Consider the following 22,613-nt stretch of genomic DNA (forward strand, 5'->3'; position numbering starts at 1 on the left):
GTATACTCTATTATTTTTGTAGACTATTATTTAGACGTATTTTTGCGGTTTATCGTAATTTCATCAGACCAAATCTCTCTTTTATGTCGTTCCGGATTCCAAGGGTTAACAGGTTGTTCCGTTCCAGCGCAGAATTCCGCACCTTCTTGTTATCCGGAGCATCTTCGCCCCTGGTGACCATTGCGGCCATTGCAGCTATCGCGGCCTTTGCAGCCTGTCATTCAGGGTCAAACAAAAACGAAGGCCAACCGGATACACTGGCAACGAATGTCGGTCAGGCTGCGGCCTACATCGTTCCGGTAAAATTAAACAGATCAAAAATCGAAGCGGCGGTCTCCTGTACAAAAGGTTTATCCGCCAGGGACAGCATCACCTTTTTAAAAGGAGGCGGAGCGTCTTTTCAACCAACGATAGAAAATAAGATCAGTAATGAAGGCAAAAATCCGGATGGCATGGTACTGATACCCGGAGGAGAATTCTCCATGGGAGGCGTGGATCCGATGGGCATGGAGGATGGCGGGCATGAGAAAATGGATGATGCCAGACCCATCCACCGGGTGTATATTGACCCTTTTTTTATGGATGAACACGAAGTGACCAATGCCCAGTTCGCTGCTTTTGTAAAAGCAACAGGCTATATTTCCGTAGCCGAACAAAAACCCGGCCGGGAAGAGTTCCCTACTGCCCCGGAAGAAAACCTCGTAACCGGCTCCGTTGTCTTCTCCCCCCCGGATCATGCCGTGCCGCTGGACAACAATCTCCTGTGGTGGCAATTTTTGCCAGGCGCCGACTGGAGGCACCCCCGTGGAAGGGCTGCCAGGGAGGAAATAAAACCCGATTATCCGGTGGTACAGGTTTGTTACCAGGATGCTGCCGCTTATGCAAAATGGGCTCATAAACGGCTTCCATCAGAGGCGGAATGGGAATTTGCCGCCCGGGGCGGTAAAACAGGTAATCTTTATCCCTGGGGAAACGAGTTCAAACCGCAAGGGAAATGGATGGCCAATATCTTCCAGGGTCAGTTCCCCGATAAGGATATCGCCGCCGATGGTTACGGGGGGATCGCTCCAGTGGAAAGATTTGCCCCCAATAAATACGGTTTGTACGATATGGCGGGAAATGTATGGGAGTGGTGCAATGATTGGTACCGGCAGGATTATTATGCCAGCCTTGCAGCAGGGGGAATAGTCAAAAATCCCCGGGGTCCGGATAAGCCGCTGGATCCGCAGGAACCTATGGCCAGAAAAAAAGTCCAGCGAGGCGGATCTTTTCTTTGTACCGACCAATACTGCACCCGTTACATGGTTGGTACCCGGGGGAAGGGCGAATGGAGATCCGCAGCCAATCATATCGGGTTTCGTTGTGTGAAAGACAGGGAAAAATAAAAAAGGCAATCTTCCTGCAGGTGTCTAATTTTGCCCTTTCTTATGACCCAGCCCAAAAATAGTTCGTTTTTTCTCATCGTAATCCTGGGATTGCTTTCGGCGATCGGTCCTTTTTCGATCGACATGTATTTGCCCGGATTTCCGGCGATTGCTGAAGACCTCCATACGACCATAGCAAAAGTGACCCTTTCCTTATCCAGTTTTTTTATAGGCATTTCAGTCGGGCAATTCCTGTATGGCCCTCTGCTGGACCGCTATGGCAGGAAAAAACCGCTCTATATCGGTATTTCTGTCTACCTGATCGCTTCGGGCTGCTGCGCCCTGGCCCGAAGTGTCGAAATGCTTATCGTTCTACGCCTTTTCCAGGCACTGGGGGCCTGTGCAGGCCTGGTTGCTTCGCGGGCAATGGTAAGGGACCTTTTCCATGTAAATCAGAATGCCAGGGTTTTTTCCCTACTGATGCTGGTGGTTGGCGTTTCTCCGATCATCGCCCCCACCCTGGGTGGTTATATTGCGGCCACTATCGGCTGGAAATACATTTTCCTGGTCCTTACTCTTATTGCAGCGGTAATACTGACGGCCGTTCATTTTGCTCTTCCGGAAAGCCGGAAGCCGGATCCGGGTCTTTCCCTCAAACCCGGGCCTATCGTGAAAGGCTTCTGGCAGGTTTTTAAAACCCCCCAATTCTATACCTATGCCCTGACGGGCGCCTGTGCTTCGGCAGGGCTTTATGCCTATATTGCCGGTTCACCTTATGTATTTATGGAGTTGTTCCGGGTAAGCGAAAAACAATATGGGTGGATATTCGCCCTGGTGGCCCTTGGCCTTATCGGTTCCAGCCAGTTGAACAGCCTTTTGCTAAAGACCTATAAAAGCGAACAAATAATACGCGTGGCTTTATTTCTTCAATCCATCACCGGCATCACCCTTTTTATTGGCAGTTTATGGGGGTTCCTGGAGCTTTTCAGCACGATCTTCTTTATTTTCATTTTTTTATGCTGCCAGGGATGCATCTTTCCAAACTCTTCCGCCCTTTCCTTGGCCCCTTTCAGCCGGAATGCTGGCACGGCCTCGGCCCTGTTGGGTGGGATCCAGATGAGTATCGGCGCCCTGGTTACCGTGATTGTAAGCGCACTCAGCAATCATACCCCCCTTCCCATGACAGGAGCCATGGCCTGTTGCGCCTTATTGAGCTTTTCCATCCTGATGACCGGCAGCCGGAAAATTCAAAAAGGAGCAGAAATGGGGACAACTAATTGACCCTCCCCCTCCGGACTAAATAGTTTTTTCCTAAATTTGTCACAACCCTCCAATCCTGCGTAAAAATTTCGCTTTTCTTTAAGAAGGCTTTACAGATTTGTAGCACAAGAATTGATTATCATAATTAAAGTCGCACTTATGCAAGTACAATTCATTAGAAACATCCAATTCAGTAAACTGGTCAAAGCCGATGGACGGCAGCGTGAATTTAATTTTCGGAAATCGAATGGACTAAGAGAAGGTTTATTTACCGTGGATGTGAGTGATGATCGCGGTAACCGGATCATTTATTCCATGCAGAAAGAAGACGGGATCTGGAAGATCGTAAAACAAAACCTTCCACCCTGGATCTGGGAGAACGAGGCGACTTTTCACACGCTGATCGAAGAAGAGCTGGCTGCTACCGGTATGGCGAAATAGAACCGGCTCCCTTCCCCCCAACTGCTCTTTATCCAGAATCGTCCATTATTTTTTTCGGTGAATTCCCGGCACAGGAGCATACCCAGTCCCGTGCCTTTTTCTTTTGCCGTACCATAAGTAGTGACGCTTTCATTACGGTTTATTTTTTCCAGAACATCTGCTTTAATACCTATACCTGAATCTGCAACACAGATCTCTATAAAGACGTCATTGACCGCTCCGGTAATGAAGATGGAATCTCCGGACCGGCAGAACTTAATGGCATTGCTGAGTAAATTCCTTACGACTACCTGGATCATATCTTTATCGGCGTAAGCCACCCAGGTGGAGGAGATCTCCGTTTGCACCACAATTTTTTTATCAGAGATCTGCTTGGAAAATAAGGCCAGGGTTTCCTGGACCAGTGGGAGAACCGGTAAATCGACCGGATTAACGACCAGGCCATCCAACTGGCTACTGGCCCAGAAAAGAAGATTACTGACCAAATCAGCCGAATAGTCCACATTTCGTTTCAATTCGGCCATCATATTCCGGATCTCCGATTCCGGAAGAGATTTTTCCTTTAGAAAGTCCAATAAGCCTTTTAAGGAGTTCAGCGGTCCACGGAGATCATGAGCAATGATCGAAAATAATTTATCCTTTTGCTGATTGTTGAGCAAAAGCTGAACGGCCTGATGTTCCATCTCCTCCTTTTGACGGCTGATCTCCAGGTTCTTTGTCTGCAGCAATTGATTGGCCCTTTGTTTGTCTGCCCTGCTGCGAAAAAGAATAAAGGTCACGATGCTCAGGAATACGATCGCAATCACGGCAATAAAGATCTGCAGGGCATGATTGCGCACGATATGCTGATGCAGGGCCTCTTTTTCAGACGCATCTTCTTTCATCAGCGCTTCCTTTCGCTCATACTCGTACTTTGCTTCCAGTGCAAAAGTCTTCCTTCTGTTCGTTTCATTAAAAAGGCTGTCTGAAAAATCCTTGTAGAGTTTAAAATAGATCAGCGCACTACGGGGATCGCCTTTGGCTTCATAGACTTCCGACAATACTTTCCCTGCGTCGCGGATCTCCTTACTGCGTTTCAGTTCCCGGGCTAGTGACAGCCCCTGCCGGCCAAACTGCAGCGCCTTGGGATAGTCCTTTAATAATAAATAGGTTCGGGAGAGAAAATTACTGGTCTCTGTCTGCCCGAGTTTGACCCCTGCCCTGCTATAATAATCCATGGCCTTTACATGGAAATCCAGAGATTCCTGAAATTTTCCTTTTACCGCCAGAATGGAACCTATGTCGTTACGGATATCAGCCACAATAGAGGAATCCCGCATTGTCATCGCGATCTGCAAAGCCTGGTTACTATATCCCAGGGCCTTATCGTACTGTTTCTGCCTGAAGGAAATTTCCGATTGGTGAGATAATAAATTTTCCAGCTGAATACTATCCCCATTCTTTTTATAGACTTCACTGACTTTCGTCATCCGGGACAATGCTTCATCGTACTCTTCCATCTGATCGTAGAACAGGGCGATATTGAGGTTTGCCAGTGCAATCAACCTGGAATTTCCGATGCTTTCGGCGATATCCAGGGACTTATGATAAGAGGATAACATGTTCAGGTAATCACCGATGAATTCATAGGTGTTTCCGATCATTCTCCAGCTTAGTGATTCTCCTTTCCGGTAACCCGATTTTTCAGCATATTTCAGCGCTTTTTTTGCGAAGGAAAAAGCACTGTCGGCATTAATGCCATAATATGCATGTGCCATCGAGTTCAAATGATCTATATAAGAAGTATCCTGCTGAAATCCTGCAGTTTGTTCTCTTTCCAGGATAGTTTCCTTTATTGCCGCAATCTCCATAGACTGCGTGAAACTCTTACCGGACAACAATAGCAAAATAAGCCCCAGCCCAACTTTCATACAATACCCCTTCATGCTGCATGCGTATTAATTCAGATTACAAAATGTCGACAGTAATGATAAACAGGCAATTTCACCGGTGAATGAATCCAAATGAACAAACCCCTGACATAAATGTTGTTCTTTTCAGGATCAGGTGAGAGCACTTTAACAAGGCGGACAGGTGTGGGACTGGAAAATTAAAGAAAAAAGTTGACGATACAATCATGTTAAATACAGGACCTGAAGTTTTAACAGATTGCCAATTGAATGAGCAAGACCATTCATCAGCAGTGACCATCAATATTCACATGTTGTTAATAAGTATCAGTAGGAAATTAAGGTGAGTATTAGTTATATTTGAAATAGGGCGGGAGCCCAATAAAAAAACCAGATGGATGCCAGCTCATCCGGCCAAAGGCCTGTAATTAGAACGTTTTCAAGGAAGGATTTCATTGCCGGTAGGTCCGTAATTGAAAACAATTGATAACCCTAAAAAAGGACTGAATTTGACTGAGACAATTATTAATCTGGAAACCGTTAATCCCATTGAATTTTTAGGCGTGAATAACGGGAAGTTAGACCTCTTGAAGAAAAAATTTCCTCTTTTAAAAATCCTTTCCCGCGGAACCCAGATCAAATTGAGCGGCGCTCCGGAACAGGTGGAAACGGCCAAGGAAAAAATCGACCTTTTAGTGCAATACCTTCAACGAAATGGTCATGTCAGCGAAAATTATTTCGAACAGATTCTTGGCGGAGACGATGCCGAGACGGTAGACCATTTTGTAGACCGTCATCCGAACGATATCCTGGTCTTCGGTCCAAATGGGAAAACTGTTCGCGCCCGGACGATCAACCAGAAACGGATGGTGGTGGCAGGTGAAAAAAATGATGTGGTATTCGCCGTCGGTCCTGCCGGCACGGGTAAGACCTATACGGCAGTTGCCCTGGCCGTACGGGCCCTGAAGAATAAACTGGTCAAAAAGATCATTCTGACCCGTCCTGCGGTGGAAGCGGGTGAGAACCTCGGCTTTCTGCCCGGAGATCTCAAGGAAAAGATCGACCCCTATCTTCGCCCGCTATATGATGCGCTGGATGATATGATCCCTGCGGACAAACTCGGTTATTACATGAGTACCAGGACCATCGAGATCGCTCCGCTGGCCTACATGCGTGGCCGCACCCTGGATAATGCCTTTATTATCCTGGATGAGGCACAGAATGCAACGGATCTTCAGATAAAAATGTTCCTGACACGTATCGGTGCGAATGCCAAGGCCATCATTACGGGTGACCTTACGCAGATCGATCTTCCGAAAAATCAGAAAAGTGGTCTGGTAAAAGCCCTGAACATTCTCAAAAATATCGACGGAATAGCCCAGATCGAGTTAGATGAGGAAGACGTGGTACGTCACCGGTTGGTAAAAGCCATCATCAGGGCGTATGAAAAGGATAAGAACGAACAGCCGGAATTTCCGGAAAGGAGATCTTCTTAACCGTATAACCGTATTAAAAAAAAGAAATCTATACCTCCTTTTCCGAAAGGGGCCTTAAAACAATTAAGGCCCCTTTCGGAAATTTTGCTCTTTTGCTATACATTTGCCCTATGACAAGAAAGATCATCCTTCCGTCATTGATCCTTTTAGCCTTGGCCGCCTGTGGGGATCCACATTCCTTTAAAAAGGCAGAAGATGCACAGGATGCAGGCAGGGAGTTCATCCGGGCCTCCCTGGACGGAAATTATGAGAAGGCCTACTTTTATTTGTTTGCCGATTCGACCAACCAGATGCTGCTCGGAAAATGGAAAAAAGATTACGACCGGTTGGACCAGGACAAAAAAAGCAGGTATAAAGAGGCGGATATAATGCCTATCAATATCAATACGCTCAACGATTCTGTCACTACCTATACCTATGCCAACAGTTATAAAAAAGATACGACTACCTTTAAGATCGTTCGCATTAAAGGGGAATGGCTGGTAGATTTGAAAGAGATCCTCAACCCGAAGAAATAATTAATAAACAGGTGATGGTGTTCCACCTAATCAACCGCCCGTAAAAAGGCTGATGACGCCTACAACTTTAAATCATTAAGGTTTAACCCTGTAGGTATGATACAAATCAAGAAATTCTCCGAACATTATTCCATTGCCGCTCATCTGTTGCGCTGGACCATTCTTGTCATTCCGATCGGCCTTACAACCGGCTCCGCTGTCGCCCTCTTTTTATGGCTTTTAGATCAGGTCACCCAAATCCGATGGAATCATCCCTGGTTATTGTTCCTGCTTCCCGTTGCCGGAATACTAATTGTATGGCTGTATAAAAAGCTGGGCAGGAACAGCGGGAAAGGCAATAATCTCATCATGGATGAAATTCATCAGCCCGGGGGCGGTGTTCCCCGGCGAATGGCTCCCCTGGTATTGTTCGGGACCCTTGTCACCCACCTATTCGGCGGATCCGCCGGACGGGAGGGCACAGCCGTTCAAATGGGGGGCAGCATTGCCGGAATGTTCGGTAAATGGTTCCGTCTGAAGGGATTAGACACCCGTATGCTACTGATGGCAGGAATCGCAGCAGGTTTTGGAGCCGTATTCGGTACTCCCCTGACGGGCGCCATCTTTGCCATAGAAGTTTTACTGATCGGCCGTTTGCAATACAATGCCTTTATTCCCTGCCTGGCGGCCTCCCTGATCGGGGATTTCACGTGTACAGCCTTGGGGATCCACCATACCAGTTATCAGATCCTTTTTTCGGCTTCTGCCCCTCTTTTTTTCAAGGGATTGTCGCCTGCCAATTACGTTCTGTTGGGAAAGGTCATCCTTGCAGGAGCCGCCTTTGGCTTAACGGGTTTTTTATTTGCTGAAACTACGCACAGGCTTAAAGCGCAGCTGCAAAAGACGATTCGCCCTCCCCTGCTGATCCCGGTGGCCGGAGGATGCCTCATTATCGGTCTTACTTATCTGTTGGGTACCCCCGATTATCTGGGTCTCGGCGTTACGTCGAACGACCCCGGAGCCGTAAGTATCGTTTCGGCATTTAAAGCCGGAGGAGCGCATTCCTGGAGTTGGTTCTGGAAATTATTGTTTACCGCGATAACCCTCAGCGCCGGATTTAAAGGAGGAGAAGTCACTCCGCTCTTTTTTATCGGCGCGACCTTAGGTAATACCCTGGCCATTTTGCTCGGCGCTCCGGTAGACCTTTTCGCAGGGCTGGGATTTATTGCCGTCTTTGCCGGAGCCAGTAATACTCCTCTTGCCTGTACGCTTATGGGAATCGAACTTTTCGGGGGAGAATACACTTTATATTATGCCGTAGCCTGTTTTACCGCTTATTTCTTCAGTGGCCATTCAGGGATTTATACGGCTCAGAAGATTGCTGTACCAAAAATCTATGACGCTTATTTTTCCGGAGAGACCTCGCTGGAAGAATCCATTTTCCGGAGAAGATCGTTTGCAGAAGGGAAATTTTCTACCTATAAAGATCGAATTAAAGCTAAATGGTCAAAATGGTCCCAAAAAGGCCAGGATAGCTAAATTTACCAAACCGCCCGGGTTTTGTATAATGGCTGTTTTCCAGTAGGTTTGCCATATTAACCTTACTTCTTCACTAATATTACTACCGAACTATGATGACAGTTTCCCACCCATGGCATGGAGTGCCCGTCGGACCCAATGCCCCAAGGAACGTCAATGCGATCATTGAGATCCCCCAGGGCTCCAGGTGCAAATATGAGATAGATAAAGACAGCGGATTATTGAAATTGGACCGCGTAATCTATTCTTCTTTCTACTACCCGGTGAATTATGGTTTTATCCCGCAGACCTATGGAGATGACAAGGATCCCCTGGATATCCTGGTTATTACCTCCCTCCCGGTTCAGGCACTTTGTCTGATGGAAGCCAAAGTAATGGGAGTCATGCAAATGATCGATAACGGCGACTCTGATGACAAGATCATTGCCGTAGCGGCCCATGACCCCAGCGTCAATCATTATAATAACCTGGAAGAACTGCCCAAACATTTTTTTGAAGAGCTGCGTCATTTTTTCGAGGAATATAAAAAATTGGAGAATAAAACCGTTGTCGTGGAAGAATTCGGAGACAAGACAACTGCCCTGAAGGTTATTGAAGATGCCATTGCCCTCTATAATGAAAATTTCAGGAAAAAATAAGGGGGCGCAGTAATGCGGCCTTTTTATCAACCGATAATTTTTTTTGCATGTCCATTCAAACGATTGTTATTCTTTTGATAGTCGGCCTGTTGGCCGGCATGTTAAGTGGATTGGTAGGCCTTGGCGGCGGGGTGATCATTGTTCCTGCCCTGGTATTTTTCCTGGGCTTCAGCCAGCATCAGGCAACAGGTACTTCTTTGGGTATCCTTTTATTACCTGCGGGTATTTTTGCCGTTATAAATTATTACCAGAAAGGATATATCGATGTAAAAGTGGTCCTGATGCTCTTTGGGGGCTTCCTGGTCGGAGGATTCCTGGGCAGCAAATTATCGCTAACCCTGCCGGAAGGAACGCTGAAGAAAATTTTTGCCGTTGCCCTGATCCTGATCGCAGGAAAAGTCCTGTTTTTTGACAAATAAACAGATCGCTATGTTAATATCCGTCGGATAATCCTCAGGTGATGGGTCCGTTCCAGGGTATCCGTGTTCAGGATTCCCTGGTTATCGATCTTATCGATCCGCACTTTTCCCGAGGCGTGAATGATCTCCTGAGTATTCAATAATAAACCGACGTGAGTGATCTTTCCATCTGCATTATCAAAAAATGCCAGATCCCCGGTCTTCGTTTCCTCCAAAAAACCGACAGGCTCTCCCTGCGTAGCCTGCTGGCAGGCATCCCGCAATAAGGGAGTATCCAAAAACTTAAAAATGGTTTGGGTGAACCCGCTACAGTCCGTCCCGAAAACGGTTTTTCCGCCCCATAAATAAGGCGTGTTCAAAAATTTGAAGGCCAGTTGCCTGATCGACTTCGCATCCTTTTCCCCGTTAGACGCATCCCAGGTCTTACCTTTATACCAGACCTGGTTCTTTCCCCAGACGGCATGCCCGTTCTTCATAGCCGTCAGGACGCTGCCCATCGGGACCGTCATAGGATGTCCGTTATACTCCAGGACGGTAATCCAGTCCGGGGTCAGGATATTCCCTCCCCGCTCATACTCCTCCCCGATTGGTGCCAGATGGCTTGCCTGGCACCAGCCTTCATAACCATCATAACTACACTGTACCTTTACCCAGTTATCCGGAGCCTTATCCAACAGCTCACACTCTTCTCCGAATACCAACTGGGTAACCATTTCTTTTCGATGCGAAGCCTCTACTCTTAAAGGACTAACCGGAACGCAACAAATGGCTCTGCTCATAAGGACAATTATAGGTTAAAACGTCGAATAAAAGTTAGAACACCGACATACAAAGTTTGTGCAAATTATGGAATCCTGCATCTTTAATACAGGTATTTTCTTATTTTACTGCTGTGAATAAAGACCCTTTTTCCCATATGACCGATCAGGAATTACTGGACCGATATTATACCGACCGGAATAATGAATGGCTGGGCTTATTGCTTCAACGCTATACCCTGTTACTCTTCGGTGTCTGTATGAAATATGTGAAACAGGAAGAAGAAGCGAAGGACTGTGTCCAGCAGATCTTCGTAAAGATCATCACCGAACTGCCAAAGTATAGGGTAGAATACTTCAAATCCTGGATCTATACGATAGCCCGTAACCATTGTCTGATGAAATTAAGGGACCGGCATCATAAACCGGTTGTTTTAACGGATTCCATGCTGGCAGAATGGGATGAAGAAGGGGGCAGGAGCAAACACCTGGAAAAAGATCAATTATTGGAATTGATGACCCTTTCCCTGGAAGAATTAGGAATGGAGCAAAAACAGTGCGTAATTTTGTTCTACCTGGAAAAACGGACCTACCAGGAAATTGCCGATATTACCCAATTTACGCTCATGCAGGTAAAGAGCCATATTCAAAACGGAAAAAGGAACCTGAAACTGATAATGGAGAAAAAGGTAAGGGAAAAAAGTAAATTGCCATGAACAAAGATCTGCTGAACATATTGTCAAACAGTAATAAAGAAATAGATAACCAACAATTGATGGATTATCTGAGCGGAAGGCTGTCGGGCCCTGAAAAACACGATGTGGAAATGTCCATGGCAGACAGTGATTTTATGAATGATGCGGTGGAGGGTCTTCAGACTGTCAACCAGCAAAACGATATCCATACCTACGTCGAACAACTCAATAAAGACCTCCGTAAAAAACTCCGGAAGAAAAAGGGCCGTCGGGAAAAAAGACGCCTGAAAGAGGGCCCCTGGGGCTATGTCGCCATCCTGGTGATCATCCTTTTATGCATCGCGGGCTTTTTTCTTGTCAGGAAGGCGCTGCTCTATTTCCATTAAGGATGATTTCATTAAGCAGATTTCCGTAAAGCGGAAGAATTGGCTATTTTGAGGGCAATTCTTTTCAGATGCCACAATTACAAAGTTCTACTTTCCTGCGGGGTCTTATCAGATCTTGCTTTCCGGTCTTTATTTTTGTCTTTTCGGCGACAACCTTATCCGCACAACGGATCAGTTATATCGTTAGCTTCCCCAATCTTGCCCACCATGAAGCAAAGGTGGAACTAATCATCAGTGATGTTCCTTCCAGGAATGCTCAATTCCGGATGAGCCGGTCTTCACCGGGTCGTTATGCCACCCATGAGTTCGGTAAAAACGTGTATAATGTCAAGGCCTTCGACGCACAGGGAAAATCATTATCCGTCAACCGGGCGGATGGGGATATATATGAAGTTTCCCGCCACAGCGGTTATATACGCATACAATATACCCTGTACGGGAATTATGCCGACGGCACCTACGTGGGGATCGATCCTTCCGGCATTCACCTGAACATGCCCGGTGCATTTCTTTGGATGAAGGGCGTGGATAATATCCCTATCAGTATTCATTTTACCCTTCCTGAAGAACTCCACTGGAATGTGGCGACCCAATTGCAGCCCACAAATGATCCGCAGACTTTTACTGCACCCGGTCTTCAATATTTTATGGATTGCCCGGTCCTGATCGGAGACCTCCGTTACCGGAAATGGGAAGTAAAAAACCCTGACGGCAAAACATATTCTTTCCGGATCGCCCTGGATGGCCATGGTGAGGATAGTGTATTCACCAATTTCAGCGCGAAGGTTCAAAAGATCGTTCAGCAGGCGCAGGCCGTGTTCGGCGAAACACCACGTTATGATTATGGCAACTATACTTTTCTGGCCAGCATCAATCCATATGTTCACGGCGATGGAATGGAACACCGCAATTCCACCATGATCACCCTCCCGGTAGATTTTAAGGGAGAAGACTTTTTATTGGGGGCCTTCGCCCATGAATTCTTTCACTGCTGGAACGTGGAAAGGATCCGCCCAAAAACCCTGGAACCCTTCAATTTTGAAAAGAGCAATATGAGTAATGAATTGTGGTTTGCAGAAGGGTTCACCCAGTATTACGGCGATCTGTTGGTCCTCCGCTCGGGAATCGGTAAGGATACGGATTATGTGACAAGTAAACTTGCGGGGCTTGTAAATACCCGGCTAAATACCCCTGGTGCCAGGAATTACTCGCCGGTAGAAGCCAGCCGGATGGCAGTTTTTGTGGATGCCGGAGTAGCCATCGACAAAACCAACTATTCCAATATATTCACCTCCTATTACCCATATGGCGGGTCGATTGCCCTGGCCCTGGACCTGGAATTAAGAGGACATTATCAAAAAAACCTGGACGACCTGATGCAGGCAGCCTGGAAAAAATTCGGAAAAACGGAAATATCGTATACCCTATCCGGATTACAGGATCTGCTGGCCGCGGTAACGGGGGATAAAAAGTTTGCCGATGAGTATTTTACCCGTTTCATAAATGGTCATGAAACTACCGATTATTCCGCCTTACTCGCCCCAGCAGGTTTTACCCTTCAAAAAACGACGCCGGGAAAGGCCTGGATCGGCAGTCTCCGGTACACGGAGAAGGAAGGACTGGTGATAACGTCCAATACCCTTCGGGAAACTCCTCTTTATGAGGCAGGTCTGGATATAGATGATAAAGTTATAGCTGTCGATAATCAGCCGGTTAAATGGATGGCCGATCTTACCCGGATCCTGGAAGGCCATCGTCCAGGAGATAAACTGACGATCCGATTTATTCATCGCGGAATAGAAAAGACGACAACGCTTGTCGCTCAGGAGAATCCGTCCTTATCGGTAATTAGTTTTGAAAAGGCCGGTCTACCGGTGACCCCGGCCATTTTACAATTCAGAAAAAACTGGCTGGGAGGTAAAGAGTAATGGGAATAAGAATCGCCACACCCCAGGATGCGAAGGCCATCCAATCCTTATTGGAACAATTGGAATACCCCGGTACAGAAAACTTTCTCGTTGCCAGGCTGGAAAAACTCCTAACCGATCCAGCGGAGCAGTTGCTGGTGTATGAAAAAGAAGAGAGTCCTGGGGGGGAGGGGGGGCGTGCAGGAGAAGAGAGGCCTTGGGGAGAGGAGAAAATAATGGGAAATATCCTGGGTGTTCTCTCTTTGCATTTTATTCCCCAGCTCGCCGTTGAAGGGGATTTTGCGCGGATCAGTTATTTTTCGGTGGATGAATCTGCCCGCAGCGAAGGCATAGGCAAAAAAATGGAGGAATATTGTGCCAGAATGGCCAGGGAAAGAGGATGCCAACTGATCGAGGTACATTGTCATACCCGCAGGACGGAGGCGCACCGGTTTTATGCCCGCCAGGGGTATGAGGAATCGCCAAAATACCTGGTAAAGCGGCTCAGGATTGAATAGTATTTTTTATTTTTGAGGCAATTTCAGTGTAATTTGTAGTATGGAGAAGATCCAAAACCAGCCTGACACGACACTTTTCGAAAATCTGCCTGTTGCCATCTATACCTGCGATTCCGACGGTTTCATTACCTATTACAATAAAGCAGCTGCCAGTCTTTGGGGGAGAGAACCGGAGAAAGGCAAAGACCAATGGTGCGGTTCCTGGAGAATATTTAGCCCTGACGGCGACCCTCTTCCTTTGGATTCCTGTCCCATGGGCCTCGCGCTGAAAGGCAAAAAAATAATTCATGGGGATGAAATTGTCATACAAAGACCCGATGGTACAAAAAGGGTTATCCTCCCCTACCCGGATCCCATCTTGGATTCCGACGGAGAACTGACCGGCGCCATAAATACACTGATAGATATAACCGAACTAAAAAAGGGAGAAACCAGGCAGGCCATGTTGGCTGCCATCATTGAGTCTTCTGAAGATGCGATTATCAGTAAAACATTACAAGGAATAATCACCAGTTGGAATGATGCTGCCGAAAAGTTGTGGGGGTATACGGAAAAAGAAGCCCTGGGAAAACATATCAGCCTGCTTATCCCACCAGATAGGATAAGCGAAGAGGCGGTAATTATTGAAAAAATCAGGAAAGGGGAAAGGATCGACCATTATGAGACGATCCGGCTTACCAAGGCAGGAGAAGAGATTCCCATATCCTTAACGGTCTCACCCATAAAAGATAAAACCGGCCGTATTATCGGGGCCTCCAAAATCGCCCGGAATATCAAGGACAAAAAAGCGGCAGAAGAAGCGCTGAAACAGCATTCCAAAAATCTGGAAATTCTTAATACCTTAGGACAGCTTGTATCCAAAGATTTGGACGTTCAAACCATTTTACAGAAAGTGACGGATGAGAGCACCAAATTAACAGGCGCCGCCTTTGGCGCCTTCTTTTTCAATACGATGGACGAGAAAGGTGAATCGATTATGTCGTTCACGTTTACGGGTGCGCCGAAGGAAGCCTTTGAGAATTTTGGGATGCAGGGGAATATTCCGTTTTTTAATACTACCACCAACGGAGTGAGCGCCTTGAGATCGGACGATATTACCAAGGAGCCCGGGTATGGAAAAAATGCACCCCATCCCGGAACGCCGGAAGGACATTTACCGGTGGTAAGTTACCTGGCCGTACCCGTGACCTCTCCCTCCGGCAAGGTTACCGGTGGCCTGTTCTTTGGCCATCCAAAACCCGGTATTTTCAATGAAGAACATGAAAAGCTGCTGGTTGGAATTGCCGTCCAGGCTTCTATTGCTTTGGATAATGCAAAATTGTATGAAGAAATAAAAATACTGAACGCCAAGAAAGATGAATTTATCGGAATAGCAAGCCATGAATTAAAAACGCCACTGACCAGCATGAAAGGTTACCTGCAATTGCTGGAACGGAATTTATCGGAGGATGTCGATCTGAGCTTTGTAAAAAAAACGCTGCGGCAGGTAAATAATTTATCCGGTTTGGTATCCGATCTGCTGGATGTTTCAAAAATACAATCCGGAAAACTTCAGTTGTCCATGGAACTCTTCGATTTCCATGGCTTACTCACGGAAACTATCGGGAACATCCAGGAGTCAGTTTCCTCGCACCAAATAATCTTACATGCTGAAGAACAGCCCTTCTTTATCCGGGCAGACCGGCAACGATTGGAACAGGTACTGAATAATCTGATCGTTAATGCGATAAAATATTCTCCGGGTTCGAACCTCGTCAACATTGAACTCCTGCCATCCGGCCAGGAAATTTCCGTTTCGGTAAAAGATTATGGAATCGGCATTTCAAAAGAATCTCAAAAAAATATATTCGCTAAGTTTTTCAGAGCCGAAGATCTGGATTCACATATGTCCGGTTTAGGCCTGGGATTGTATATCACTAAAGAGATCATCGATCGACATAAAGGTAAGATCTGGGTGGACAGCGAGCCCGGCAAAGGATCTGTCTTTTATTTTTGCGTGCCGGTCTAAAAGGCGGCCCTTGCAAAACGATGATTTACAATAGGCTATAGAAGCAAAAGATCAACATCCCTTCTCAACACCATTCAGCCGGTATCCGAGGCATTGGAATTGCATACCTTTAGGTAGATAGTTTTATTGTTCTTTCACAAAATCAATTGTTATGGGTACACTACGACACATCCAGGACTGGAGTGCCACCCATCATCCAAGATGGCTAGTGGTATTGCGGATTGGTTTAGGCCTTTGTCTGTTTGCCAAAGGAATACTTTTCATGAGTAATTCTGTTTATCTGGAGGAATTGATCGCCAGAACGCCGATGGCAGAATATTCAGGCTGGCTCCCCATTCTCATCACCTGTGCCAATCTGCTGGGAGGATTCCTGCTCATCGTCGGTTTGTTGACGCGTTGGGCGGCCTTAATCCAAATCCCCATCCTTTTAGGGGCTATAATTTTTATAAACGCACAAAAAGGCAGCGGATTGGTTAATGGCTCGGAATTGAGCATGGCAATCGTCGTATTAGTGCTGCTGATCGTTTTCCTGGTGGAAGGAGGCGGTCCGTTATCGCTGGACTCCTATTTTTATAAAAACCGGGGAAATTCGAGGGGAACTAATCTGTAAATTAGTTCACAGTAAATGTGGTTCAACCATAAAAAAAGACCCGGGCTAAACCCGGGTCCAATATTTTGCTAAACTGGTTATTGATATTGTTGATTATTGGTATTGTATGTAAATAGGTGATGGCTTCTGCTTCAATACCTCTTCGGGTGTGAGCATCCGGCTATTCTGTTTACGGATATCATTCTTATAGAATAATTTAAAGCCGGTGAATTGAACAGGTTCGTTAGCTACATAGGACTTATAGCTATCACGTTTTAAGGTTGGCTCTCCCCATCCATCCATATCCATTACGATCTGAACATCGGGACGCAGAACGATCTGCTTATAATTGGTGACCATCTTCCTGGTAAAACGATGTACTACCAGGATCTTGGGAGGCAGATTGTTCGCCTTGGCCAAACCTTCCAGATAGCCGGTAACAAAATTTACATCCGATGCATCCATGGTTCCAATCACCGTACCCGGTTTTTTACCTGTTTTCATAGAAAATTCAGGATCGATTCCAAGGTGCACATTTGGCATTTTCAGGTATTTTTCCAACTGAGGGATCTCAGCCTGAACATTACTGAAACCAACCTGAACGTCCAGGAATACCAGGGCATTGATCCGGGCAGCCAGGCCTATTGCGGAATCGATCTGTTTGAACGGCATCCGTAACCGGTATTTGCCATCTTTGCCTGGACTTCCCTGAGCCGTGGCGGCAATATAGTGAATAGCCGGTCTGACCGGAATGGAAGGATCTGCAGCTTCCCATTTCTTAACTTCGACTGCTAATTTTTTCAACATTTCATCAGGTGGATATTCCCCCAGCACGCCCATTTTTTTGGAGTAAAAATTCCCGTAATAAGCGACAACCCTTGTAAAGGGAAAAACTGCCCCTGGCTTAGGATAAGCAGCCTTTACCGGCCAGCGGCCCGAAGAATCGCCATTTGCGAGGTGCAGTACCAGTTTGTTATAAAGAGCCGTATCGATCGGTTTGAGTTCAATCTTCACGGCGGCATCTTTCGGTGTTTCTGCCCCAGGAACGGCTGCTTTGGGTGCTGTGGAATCGATGCTCCCCCCCTTCTTTTCTCCTTCCGAATGACCGCTGTTACAACTTCCTGCCAGAATCGACAGACAGCAGAAGCTTAAAAGCCCTGCCACCCTGAATGCCTGAAAAGAATTACGATTACCTGCTTTCTGCCCGAAACTGTGCTGATACTGCTGCATGGGTTTTAAATAGTATTTTAAATATTAATGCGAATTAAACTCATAACGTGCCCCTTGGGGTTTTATTTCATCCGTTAATGAATGTCTTTTTGATGAACGGATGATTTTTTAATTCGCGGGCAAAGCTATGTTTTTTTTGGCCGGACAGTCCTGTTTTTCGGTAACAAATGCCCACATCTGTGGAAAACTATTCTACAGGAGTCCGCCTGCAAGGACAATCAAAATACCCCTGGCGGACAGATGTAACGATGGTTTGGGGAATTTTTGCTGTAAAAAGGCTTAATACGGGCTAATCCGAATAAGCACCGCTCCCGGAGGACCTGTTCATCCGGGGGCAGCCCTGAAGACAGGGAGAAACTGGGACAAACCAGGTGAACCTGGAACAGACAGGAGACTAACCTGGGACAGACAGGAGACTAACCTGGGACAGACACTGTGAACCAAATAGCAGGACTAAAAATTTATTTATAGCAGAATAATTTATTAGTCTACTTTCTTTGTAGACTAATAAAAATGTTTTAATCTTGCCTAAGAATTAATAATCCAACTATAAATGACTTAATGTACCGGAAGTATGAAATTTAATCTAATCGCCTTTGCGGTCCCGTTTTTTGTTTCCTTTATCGCACTGGAATATTTTGCGGCCAGGCGCAAACGGCTTTCTCATTTTCTTTTGCAGGATACGGTAGCCAATCTCAGTGTAGGCATTTCCGAACGTTTGCTGGATGTTTTTACTACGGTGTTCTTTTTTTCGATCTATGATTTCATCCAGAAGAATTATGGTATTTTCCACATACGCCCAAGCATACTTCTTTGGATCCTTTTATTACTCTGTACCGATTTTCTTTGGTATTGGTATCATCGTCTGGCACATGAGATTAATATTTTCTGGGCAGTACATGTCGTACATCATCAAAGCGAGGATTTTAATTATACCGTTTCAGCCCGGATCACGGTTTTCCAGGCCTTTGTCCGGACCGGATTCTGGGCCATTCTACCGTTACTGGGTTTTCCGGCAACAATGATCACCAGTATGCTGCTCGTTCATGGTCTTTACCCTTTCTTTATCCATACACGGCTTATAGGAAAATTGGGCATACTCGAATATATACTGGTCACCCCCTCCCATCATCGTGTGCATCATGCCTCCAATGAAAGATATCTGGATAAAAATTACGGGGATATGTTCATTATCTGGGATAAACTCTTCGGAACCTTCCAGGTGGAGGACGGCAAGGAAGAGATCGTATATGGTCTGACAACACCTTTAAAAAGTTATAGTTTCCTATGGCAGCATTTTCATTTCCTCATCGAGCTGGCCTTCGCCGCCCGCGAACAAAAGGGGTTTCAAAATAAGCTGCGTGTTTTCTTCGGCAAACCGGATTCGCTCGATCCGGCTATGCGTGAAAAAGCCGAAAAAGCATTTAATATTTTTAAAATCGATAAGCCTGTGGATAAGCCCCTGAACCGGTACGTTAAATGGCAGATTACTTTGGTGCTGGCGGCTTTGTTCACCTTTATCCTGCTGGAAAAGAATATACCCGTCAGTCAACAGGTATTGATCAGCCTGGTTATAATGGTCACCCTTATTAATTGCGGAGCGATCATGGAACAAAAGACCTGGATCGTTTATCTCGAATTCAGCCGGCTTCTCCTGGTCATGCTCGGTATCGGCCTGCTTTATCCGACAGGCTGGATTGCCCTGTCCCTTATCCTTCCCCTGCCCCTGATTTATTTTTATTTCCGGGATCTTCAATTTCAATATCTAAAACTGGTGTATGCTAATCCTAATTCTCATTAAATTAATATACGAGTTACGTGGCCGAGCGGAAAGGCGGAGGTCAGCAAGACCTTTTACGGAGGTTCGACCCCTCCCGTAACTGCAAACCTGTGGTGAAGCGCTGTTCGATCTATAACAGTGCTACACAAATGATTTTATGGCAACAATGGTTAGACCTTAAGGGTGGTGTTTCTACACTGCCCTTTTTTTATTGATCCAAATAAAAAAAGATAAATGAATTTTATACCCGCAATTTCTTATATGCATTGATCAAACCGTTCGTGGAAGAATCATGCGAGCTCACCTCTTTGTTATCCTGCAATTCAGGGAGGATTTTTCCGGCCAATTGTTTGCCTAACTCAACCCCCCACTGATCAAAACTGAAGATATTCCAGATAACTCCCTGAACGAATATTTTATGCTCGTACAAGGCGATCAGTTGCCCCAACGTAAACGGTGTAATTTCTTTTAAAAGGAAAGAATTGGTGGGGCGGCTTCCGCTGAATTGTTTGAAAGGACGTAATTCGTCTATCTCCGACTGGTTTTTTCCCGCTGCTTGTAATTCTGCGCTCACTTCTTCTGCTGTCTTGCCATTCATCAGGGCTTCTGTCTGGGCAAAGAAATTGGACAGGAGTTTTACATGATGGTCTCCGATAGGATTATGACTGTTTGCAGGAGCGATAAAATCACAGGGGATAATCAATGTACCCTGGTGGATCAATTGATAAAAGGCATGTTGGCCGTTGGTTCCGGGCTCGCCCCACACCACCGGTCCTGTCGACCAGGTCACCGGGTCTCCGTTACGGTCAACGGACTTTCCGTTACTTTCCATATTCCCTTGCTGGAAATAGGCGGCAAACCGGTGCATGTACTGATCGTAGGGAAGTATGGCCTCTGTCTGGGAGCCAAAGAAATTGGTATACCATAACCCGACAAGGGCCATGATAACCGGAACATTTTTTTCAAAAGGAGCTTGCTGAAAATGGTTATCGGTATGATGTGCGCCTTTCAGCAAAGATTCAAAATGGTCATACCCTACGGTCAGGGCTATGGATAAACCTATTGCGCTCCACAGGGAATAACGTCCCCCAACCCAATCCCAGAAAGCAAACATGTTGACTTTATCGATCCCGAATTTCACGACTTCTTTTTCATTGGTGGATAAAGCCGCAAAATGTTTGGCCACTTCTTTTTCATCCTTTGCGGAATCCAGGAACCACTTACGGGCAGTATGGGCATTGGTCATGGTTTCCTGGGTGGTAAAGGTCTTGGAAGCAATCAGAAAAAGTGTTTCTTCCGGATTTACCTTTTTCAGGGTCTCAGCTATATGTGTCCCGTCGACATTGGATACAAAATAGGGCTGGATCCCTTCTATCCAATAAGCCTTAAGCGCTTCAGTTACCATGACGGGCCCGAGATCGCTTCCGCCGATACCGATATTGACGATATATTTTATTTTTTTTCCGGTATATCCTTTCCATTCCCCGCTATGCACTTTTGCACAGAAGGCCTTCATCTGGGCTAACACTCCCAATACATCCGGCATCACATCCTTTCCTTCGCTATACACGGATCCGCCGGACAAATTGCGTAAAGCCGTATGTAATACGGAACGGTCTTCGGTACGGTTGATCTTTTCTCCGGAAAACATCGCGATGATGGCCTCCTTTACGCCGGACTCCTGAGCAAGCTGTCTTAATAATCCGATCGTTTTATCGGTGATCAGGTTCTTGGAATAATCGAAAAGAATATCATCGAACTGCAGGGAATAGTTGGAGAAACGTCCAGGATCTGCTGCGAACAGGGATTTCATCGCCGTCCCTTTGATTTCCGAGTTATAATGGTCTTGTAATTTTTGCCAGGCTTCAGTGCTTTTGGGTGATTTCTTCGGGAACATAGCTAATGCTTTTTATTGGTATGAATTTATTCTTTATACAGATTTATTCTTAAACAGGCTTATTTTTAAACAGGCTTATTCTTAGACAGGTTTTCCTTTTTTTGCGTTCCGAAGATACTACAAATGGTCAATAATGCCGATCGTCTGCTCCACCATTTCCGCTGTTATATCCAGGTGGGTGACAAAACGTATCTGGGTTGCGGAGATCGCTATGGTCAGTACTCCTTTTTCCTTTAATTCCGCTGCGATAGTTTTGGAACAGTAGGCTTCCTTTACAGTAAGAATGACAAGATTGGTTTCTACCGGCAGGATCGATTCTGTAAAATCCTTTTTAGCCAGTGCGGCAGCGATCATTCCGGCATGCCGGTGATCTTCCGCCAGGCGATCCACATGAAACTCCAGCGCATAGATCCCGGCAGCCGCCATATAACCGGCCTGACGCATCCCTCCTCCGAAAATTTTGCGGACCCTCCTTGCCTGGCGGATGAATGCGGTTGTTCCCAACAGTATGCTACCAATGGGGCATCCCAATCCTTTATTCAGACAAACGGATATGCTATCGAATAAGGGGCCAAAGCTGCTTGCCTCTTTTTGTTGGGCTACCAGCGCATTAAATAGCCGGGCGCCGTCCAAATGAAGTTTAAGGTTATTGTCACGACAAACCTGGCGGATCTTTTTTATTTCTTCCGGATCATAACAACTTCCTCCACCCCGGTTGGAGGTATTTTCCAGGCAAACCAGGGAAGTCCTGGCTTTATGTACATCGTCCGGATTAATGGCGGCGGCAACCTGCTCCGCTGATATGCACCCACGATCTCCTTCGAGGGCGCGGACCTGTGCGCCCGAATTAAAAGCAATCCCCCCGCCTTCATAAATGTAAACATGCGCATTGGAGGAACAGATGACCTCATCACCCGGCAACGTATGGCATTTTATGGCTATCTGGTTGGACATCGTACCGGTAGGGCAATATAAGGCAGCCTCCATTCCAAAAAGACGGGCTGCCGTCGTCTCCAGCAGATTGACGGAAGGGTCTTCTCCAAAAACATCATCGCCGGTTTGGGCTTGCATCATGGCGGCTAACATGGCCGGAGTAGGTCGGGTAACAGTATCGGAACGAAAATCGATAGGCTTCATGCGATTGATTGTACGATTGTTTGGTTGATTGGCTGCAAATTAATACGATTTCAGCAGATTGATGGTTTCGCTGAATAGTTCGGCAGATAATCTGTGCAGAAGCTGGGAAAACGACTGGGGAAAACGGCAATAAATAATTACAAATCAGCATGTTATATATATATT

General features: G+C 46.2%; 20 protein-coding genes, 1 tRNA gene and 1 riboswitch. Of the genes, 16 read left to right on the forward strand and 5 right to left on the reverse strand.

From position 1 onward, the window contains the following. Positions 1 to 83 precede the first annotated feature (83 nt). The 3 genes from ACX0G9_RS03760 to ACX0G9_RS03770 all read left to right on the forward strand — a co-directional run bounded on the left by ACX0G9_RS03760 (position 84) and on the right by ACX0G9_RS03770 (position 3,065). Positions 84 to 1,385, forward strand: a complete 1,302-nt coding sequence (locus ACX0G9_RS03760) for a formylglycine-generating enzyme family protein (RefSeq protein ID WP_459063512.1) — start codon at positions 84 to 86, stop codon at positions 1,383 to 1,385. Positions 1,386 to 1,427: 42 nt separating this feature from the next. Further along, positions 1,428 to 2,645, forward strand: a complete 1,218-nt coding sequence (locus ACX0G9_RS03765; protein WP_459063513.1) for a Bcr/CflA family multidrug efflux MFS transporter — start codon at positions 1,428 to 1,430, stop codon at positions 2,643 to 2,645. Positions 2,646 to 2,783: 138 nt separating this feature from the next. Beyond that, the gene (locus tag ACX0G9_RS03770; protein WP_459063514.1) at positions 2,784 to 3,065 is read left to right on the forward strand and encodes a hypothetical protein; all 282 of its coding nucleotides are present in this window, start codon (positions 2,784 to 2,786) and stop codon (positions 3,063 to 3,065) included. Here the strand turns inward: ACX0G9_RS03770 and ACX0G9_RS03775 are convergent. Continuing rightward, positions 3,017 to 4,990: a tetratricopeptide repeat-containing sensor histidine kinase gene (locus tag ACX0G9_RS03775; RefSeq protein WP_459063515.1), complete on the reverse strand. Its 1,974-nt coding sequence runs from the start codon at positions 4,988 to 4,990 to the stop codon at positions 3,017 to 3,019. The two genes, ACX0G9_RS03770 and ACX0G9_RS03775, sit on opposite strands and share 49 nt — an antisense overlap. A gap of 473 nt (positions 4,991 to 5,463) precedes the next feature. Here ACX0G9_RS03775 and ACX0G9_RS03780 point away from each other — a divergent pair, with 473 nt between their 5' ends. The 5 genes from ACX0G9_RS03780 (at position 5,464) to ACX0G9_RS03800 (ending at position 9,543) form a co-directional block, all read left to right on the forward strand. Then, positions 5,464 to 6,450 carry a PhoH family protein gene (locus tag ACX0G9_RS03780; RefSeq protein WP_459063516.1) on the forward strand — a complete coding sequence of 329 codons (987 nt, stop codon included), beginning with the start codon at positions 5,464 to 5,466 and terminating at the stop codon, positions 6,448 to 6,450. A 110-nt stretch (positions 6,451 to 6,560) separates the two neighbouring features. After that, a complete protein-coding gene (locus ACX0G9_RS03785) occupies positions 6,561 to 6,968 on the forward strand; it encodes a nuclear transport factor 2 family protein (RefSeq protein ID WP_459063517.1) in 408 nt (135 codons plus the stop codon). Between the two features lies 1 nt (position 6,969). After that, positions 6,970 to 7,037: riboswitch (Fluoride riboswitch) on the forward strand. A 27-nt stretch (positions 7,038 to 7,064) separates the two neighbouring features. Continuing rightward, positions 7,065 to 8,486 carry a voltage-gated chloride channel family protein gene (locus tag ACX0G9_RS03790; RefSeq protein WP_459063518.1) on the forward strand — a complete coding sequence of 474 codons (1,422 nt, stop codon included), beginning with the start codon at positions 7,065 to 7,067 and terminating at the stop codon, positions 8,484 to 8,486. A gap of 92 nt (positions 8,487 to 8,578) precedes the next feature. Next, positions 8,579 to 9,124 (forward strand): inorganic diphosphatase, encoded by a 546-nt coding sequence (locus ACX0G9_RS03795; RefSeq protein WP_459063519.1) that lies wholly within the window; start codon positions 8,579 to 8,581, stop codon positions 9,122 to 9,124. 47 nt (positions 9,125 to 9,171) lie between these two features. Next, positions 9,172 to 9,543, forward strand: coding sequence for a TSUP family transporter (locus tag ACX0G9_RS03800; RefSeq protein ID WP_459063520.1), 372 nt, complete (start codon positions 9,172 to 9,174; stop codon positions 9,541 to 9,543). 8 nt (positions 9,544 to 9,551) lie between these two features. Here ACX0G9_RS03800 and ACX0G9_RS03805 read toward each other — a convergent pair whose 3' ends face one another. Continuing rightward, positions 9,552 to 10,322, reverse strand: coding sequence for a C40 family peptidase (locus ACX0G9_RS03805; RefSeq protein WP_459063521.1), 771 nt, complete (start codon positions 10,320 to 10,322; stop codon positions 9,552 to 9,554). A gap of 113 nt (positions 10,323 to 10,435) precedes the next feature. On the opposite strand from ACX0G9_RS03805, the gene ACX0G9_RS03810 reads away from it, so the two are divergent. The 6 genes from ACX0G9_RS03810 to ACX0G9_RS03835 all read left to right on the forward strand — a co-directional run bounded on the left by ACX0G9_RS03810 (position 10,436) and on the right by ACX0G9_RS03835 (position 16,425). Further along, a complete protein-coding gene (locus tag ACX0G9_RS03810; protein WP_459063522.1) occupies positions 10,436 to 11,017 on the forward strand; it encodes an RNA polymerase sigma factor in 582 nt (193 codons plus the stop codon). After that, the gene (locus tag ACX0G9_RS03815; protein ID WP_459063523.1) at positions 11,014 to 11,382 is read left to right on the forward strand and encodes a hypothetical protein; all 369 of its coding nucleotides are present in this window, start codon (positions 11,014 to 11,016) and stop codon (positions 11,380 to 11,382) included. The genes ACX0G9_RS03810 and ACX0G9_RS03815 overlap by 4 nt, the downstream gene beginning before the upstream one ends. 68 nt (positions 11,383 to 11,450) lie before the next feature. Then, positions 11,451 to 13,310 carry a M61 family metallopeptidase gene (locus ACX0G9_RS03820; protein ID WP_459063524.1) on the forward strand — a complete coding sequence of 620 codons (1,860 nt, stop codon included), beginning with the start codon at positions 11,451 to 11,453 and terminating at the stop codon, positions 13,308 to 13,310. Continuing rightward, positions 13,310 to 13,807 carry a GNAT family N-acetyltransferase gene (locus ACX0G9_RS03825; protein WP_459063525.1) on the forward strand — a complete coding sequence of 166 codons (498 nt, stop codon included), beginning with the start codon at positions 13,310 to 13,312 and terminating at the stop codon, positions 13,805 to 13,807. Before ACX0G9_RS03820 ends, ACX0G9_RS03825 begins: the two co-directional genes overlap by 1 nt. 40 nt (positions 13,808 to 13,847) lie before the next feature. Next, complete coding sequence (locus ACX0G9_RS03830; protein WP_459063526.1) at positions 13,848 to 15,815, forward strand: sensor histidine kinase; 1,968 nt, start codon at positions 13,848 to 13,850, stop codon at positions 15,813 to 15,815. A 151-nt stretch (positions 15,816 to 15,966) separates the two neighbouring features. Further along, positions 15,967 to 16,425 (forward strand): DoxX family protein, encoded by a 459-nt coding sequence (locus tag ACX0G9_RS03835; protein ID WP_459063527.1) that lies wholly within the window; start codon positions 15,967 to 15,969, stop codon positions 16,423 to 16,425. Positions 16,426 to 16,518: 93 nt separating this feature from the next. On the opposite strand, the gene ACX0G9_RS03840 is transcribed toward ACX0G9_RS03835, so the two are convergent. After that, positions 16,519 to 17,634, reverse strand: a complete 1,116-nt coding sequence (locus ACX0G9_RS03840; protein ID WP_459063528.1) for a hypothetical protein — start codon at positions 17,632 to 17,634, stop codon at positions 16,519 to 16,521. A gap of 574 nt (positions 17,635 to 18,208) precedes the next feature. Between ACX0G9_RS03840 and ACX0G9_RS03845 the strand changes: the two genes are divergently transcribed. Then, the gene (locus tag ACX0G9_RS03845) at positions 18,209 to 19,435 is read left to right on the forward strand and encodes a sterol desaturase family protein (RefSeq protein ID WP_459063529.1); all 1,227 of its coding nucleotides are present in this window, start codon (positions 18,209 to 18,211) and stop codon (positions 19,433 to 19,435) included. An 11-nt stretch (positions 19,436 to 19,446) separates the two neighbouring features. After that, positions 19,447 to 19,517: transfer RNA gene (locus tag ACX0G9_RS03850), tRNA-Cys, on the forward strand. 138 nt (positions 19,518 to 19,655) lie between these two features. Here the strand turns inward: ACX0G9_RS03850 and pgi are convergent. Next, positions 19,656 to 21,311 (reverse strand): glucose-6-phosphate isomerase, encoded by a 1,656-nt coding sequence (gene pgi / locus ACX0G9_RS03855; RefSeq protein WP_459063530.1) that lies wholly within the window; start codon positions 21,309 to 21,311, stop codon positions 19,656 to 19,658. Between the two features lie 117 nt (positions 21,312 to 21,428). Beyond that, positions 21,429 to 22,448 (reverse strand): threonine aldolase family protein, encoded by a 1,020-nt coding sequence (locus tag ACX0G9_RS03860; RefSeq protein ID WP_459063531.1) that lies wholly within the window; start codon positions 22,446 to 22,448, stop codon positions 21,429 to 21,431. Positions 22,449 to 22,613 lie beyond the last annotated feature (165 nt).

The sequence above is a fragment of the Flavitalea flava genome (assembly GCF_054461575.1).

Excerpts from the sequence above, each read along its gene's own strand:
- ACX0G9_RS03760 (WP_459063512.1), top strand. The coding sequence starts at position 84 with ATGTCGTTCCGGATTCCAAGGGTTAACAGGTTGTTCCGTTCCAGCGCA.
- ACX0G9_RS03765 (WP_459063513.1), top strand. The coding sequence starts at position 1,428 with ATGACCCAGCCCAAAAATAGTTCGTTTTTTCTCATCGTAATCCTGGGA.
- ACX0G9_RS03770 (WP_459063514.1), top strand. The coding sequence starts at position 2,784 with ATGCAAGTACAATTCATTAGAAACATCCAATTCAGTAAACTGGTCAAA.
- ACX0G9_RS03775 (WP_459063515.1), bottom strand. The coding sequence starts at position 4,990 with ATGAAGGGGTATTGTATGAAAGTTGGGCTGGGGCTTATTTTGCTATTG.
- ACX0G9_RS03785 (WP_459063517.1), top strand. The coding sequence starts at position 6,561 with ATGACAAGAAAGATCATCCTTCCGTCATTGATCCTTTTAGCCTTGGCC.
- ACX0G9_RS03790 (WP_459063518.1), top strand. The coding sequence starts at position 7,065 with ATGATACAAATCAAGAAATTCTCCGAACATTATTCCATTGCCGCTCAT.
- ACX0G9_RS03795 (WP_459063519.1), top strand. The coding sequence starts at position 8,579 with ATGATGACAGTTTCCCACCCATGGCATGGAGTGCCCGTCGGACCCAAT.
- ACX0G9_RS03800 (WP_459063520.1), top strand. The coding sequence starts at position 9,172 with ATGTCCATTCAAACGATTGTTATTCTTTTGATAGTCGGCCTGTTGGCC.
- ACX0G9_RS03805 (WP_459063521.1), bottom strand. The coding sequence starts at position 10,322 with ATGAGCAGAGCCATTTGTTGCGTTCCGGTTAGTCCTTTAAGAGTAGAG.
- ACX0G9_RS03815 (WP_459063523.1), top strand. The coding sequence starts at position 11,014 with ATGAACAAAGATCTGCTGAACATATTGTCAAACAGTAATAAAGAAATA.
- ACX0G9_RS03820 (WP_459063524.1), top strand. The coding sequence starts at position 11,451 with ATGCCACAATTACAAAGTTCTACTTTCCTGCGGGGTCTTATCAGATCT.
- ACX0G9_RS03825 (WP_459063525.1), top strand. The coding sequence starts at position 13,310 with ATGGGAATAAGAATCGCCACACCCCAGGATGCGAAGGCCATCCAATCC.
- ACX0G9_RS03830 (WP_459063526.1), top strand. The coding sequence starts at position 13,848 with ATGGAGAAGATCCAAAACCAGCCTGACACGACACTTTTCGAAAATCTG.
- ACX0G9_RS03835 (WP_459063527.1), top strand. The coding sequence starts at position 15,967 with ATGGGTACACTACGACACATCCAGGACTGGAGTGCCACCCATCATCCA.
- ACX0G9_RS03840 (WP_459063528.1), bottom strand. The coding sequence starts at position 17,634 with ATGCAGCAGTATCAGCACAGTTTCGGGCAGAAAGCAGGTAATCGTAAT.
- ACX0G9_RS03845 (WP_459063529.1), top strand. The coding sequence starts at position 18,209 with ATGAAATTTAATCTAATCGCCTTTGCGGTCCCGTTTTTTGTTTCCTTT.
- pgi (WP_459063530.1), bottom strand. The coding sequence starts at position 21,311 with ATGTTCCCGAAGAAATCACCCAAAAGCACTGAAGCCTGGCAAAAATTA.
- ACX0G9_RS03860 (WP_459063531.1), bottom strand. The coding sequence starts at position 22,448 with ATGAAGCCTATCGATTTTCGTTCCGATACTGTTACCCGACCTACTCCG.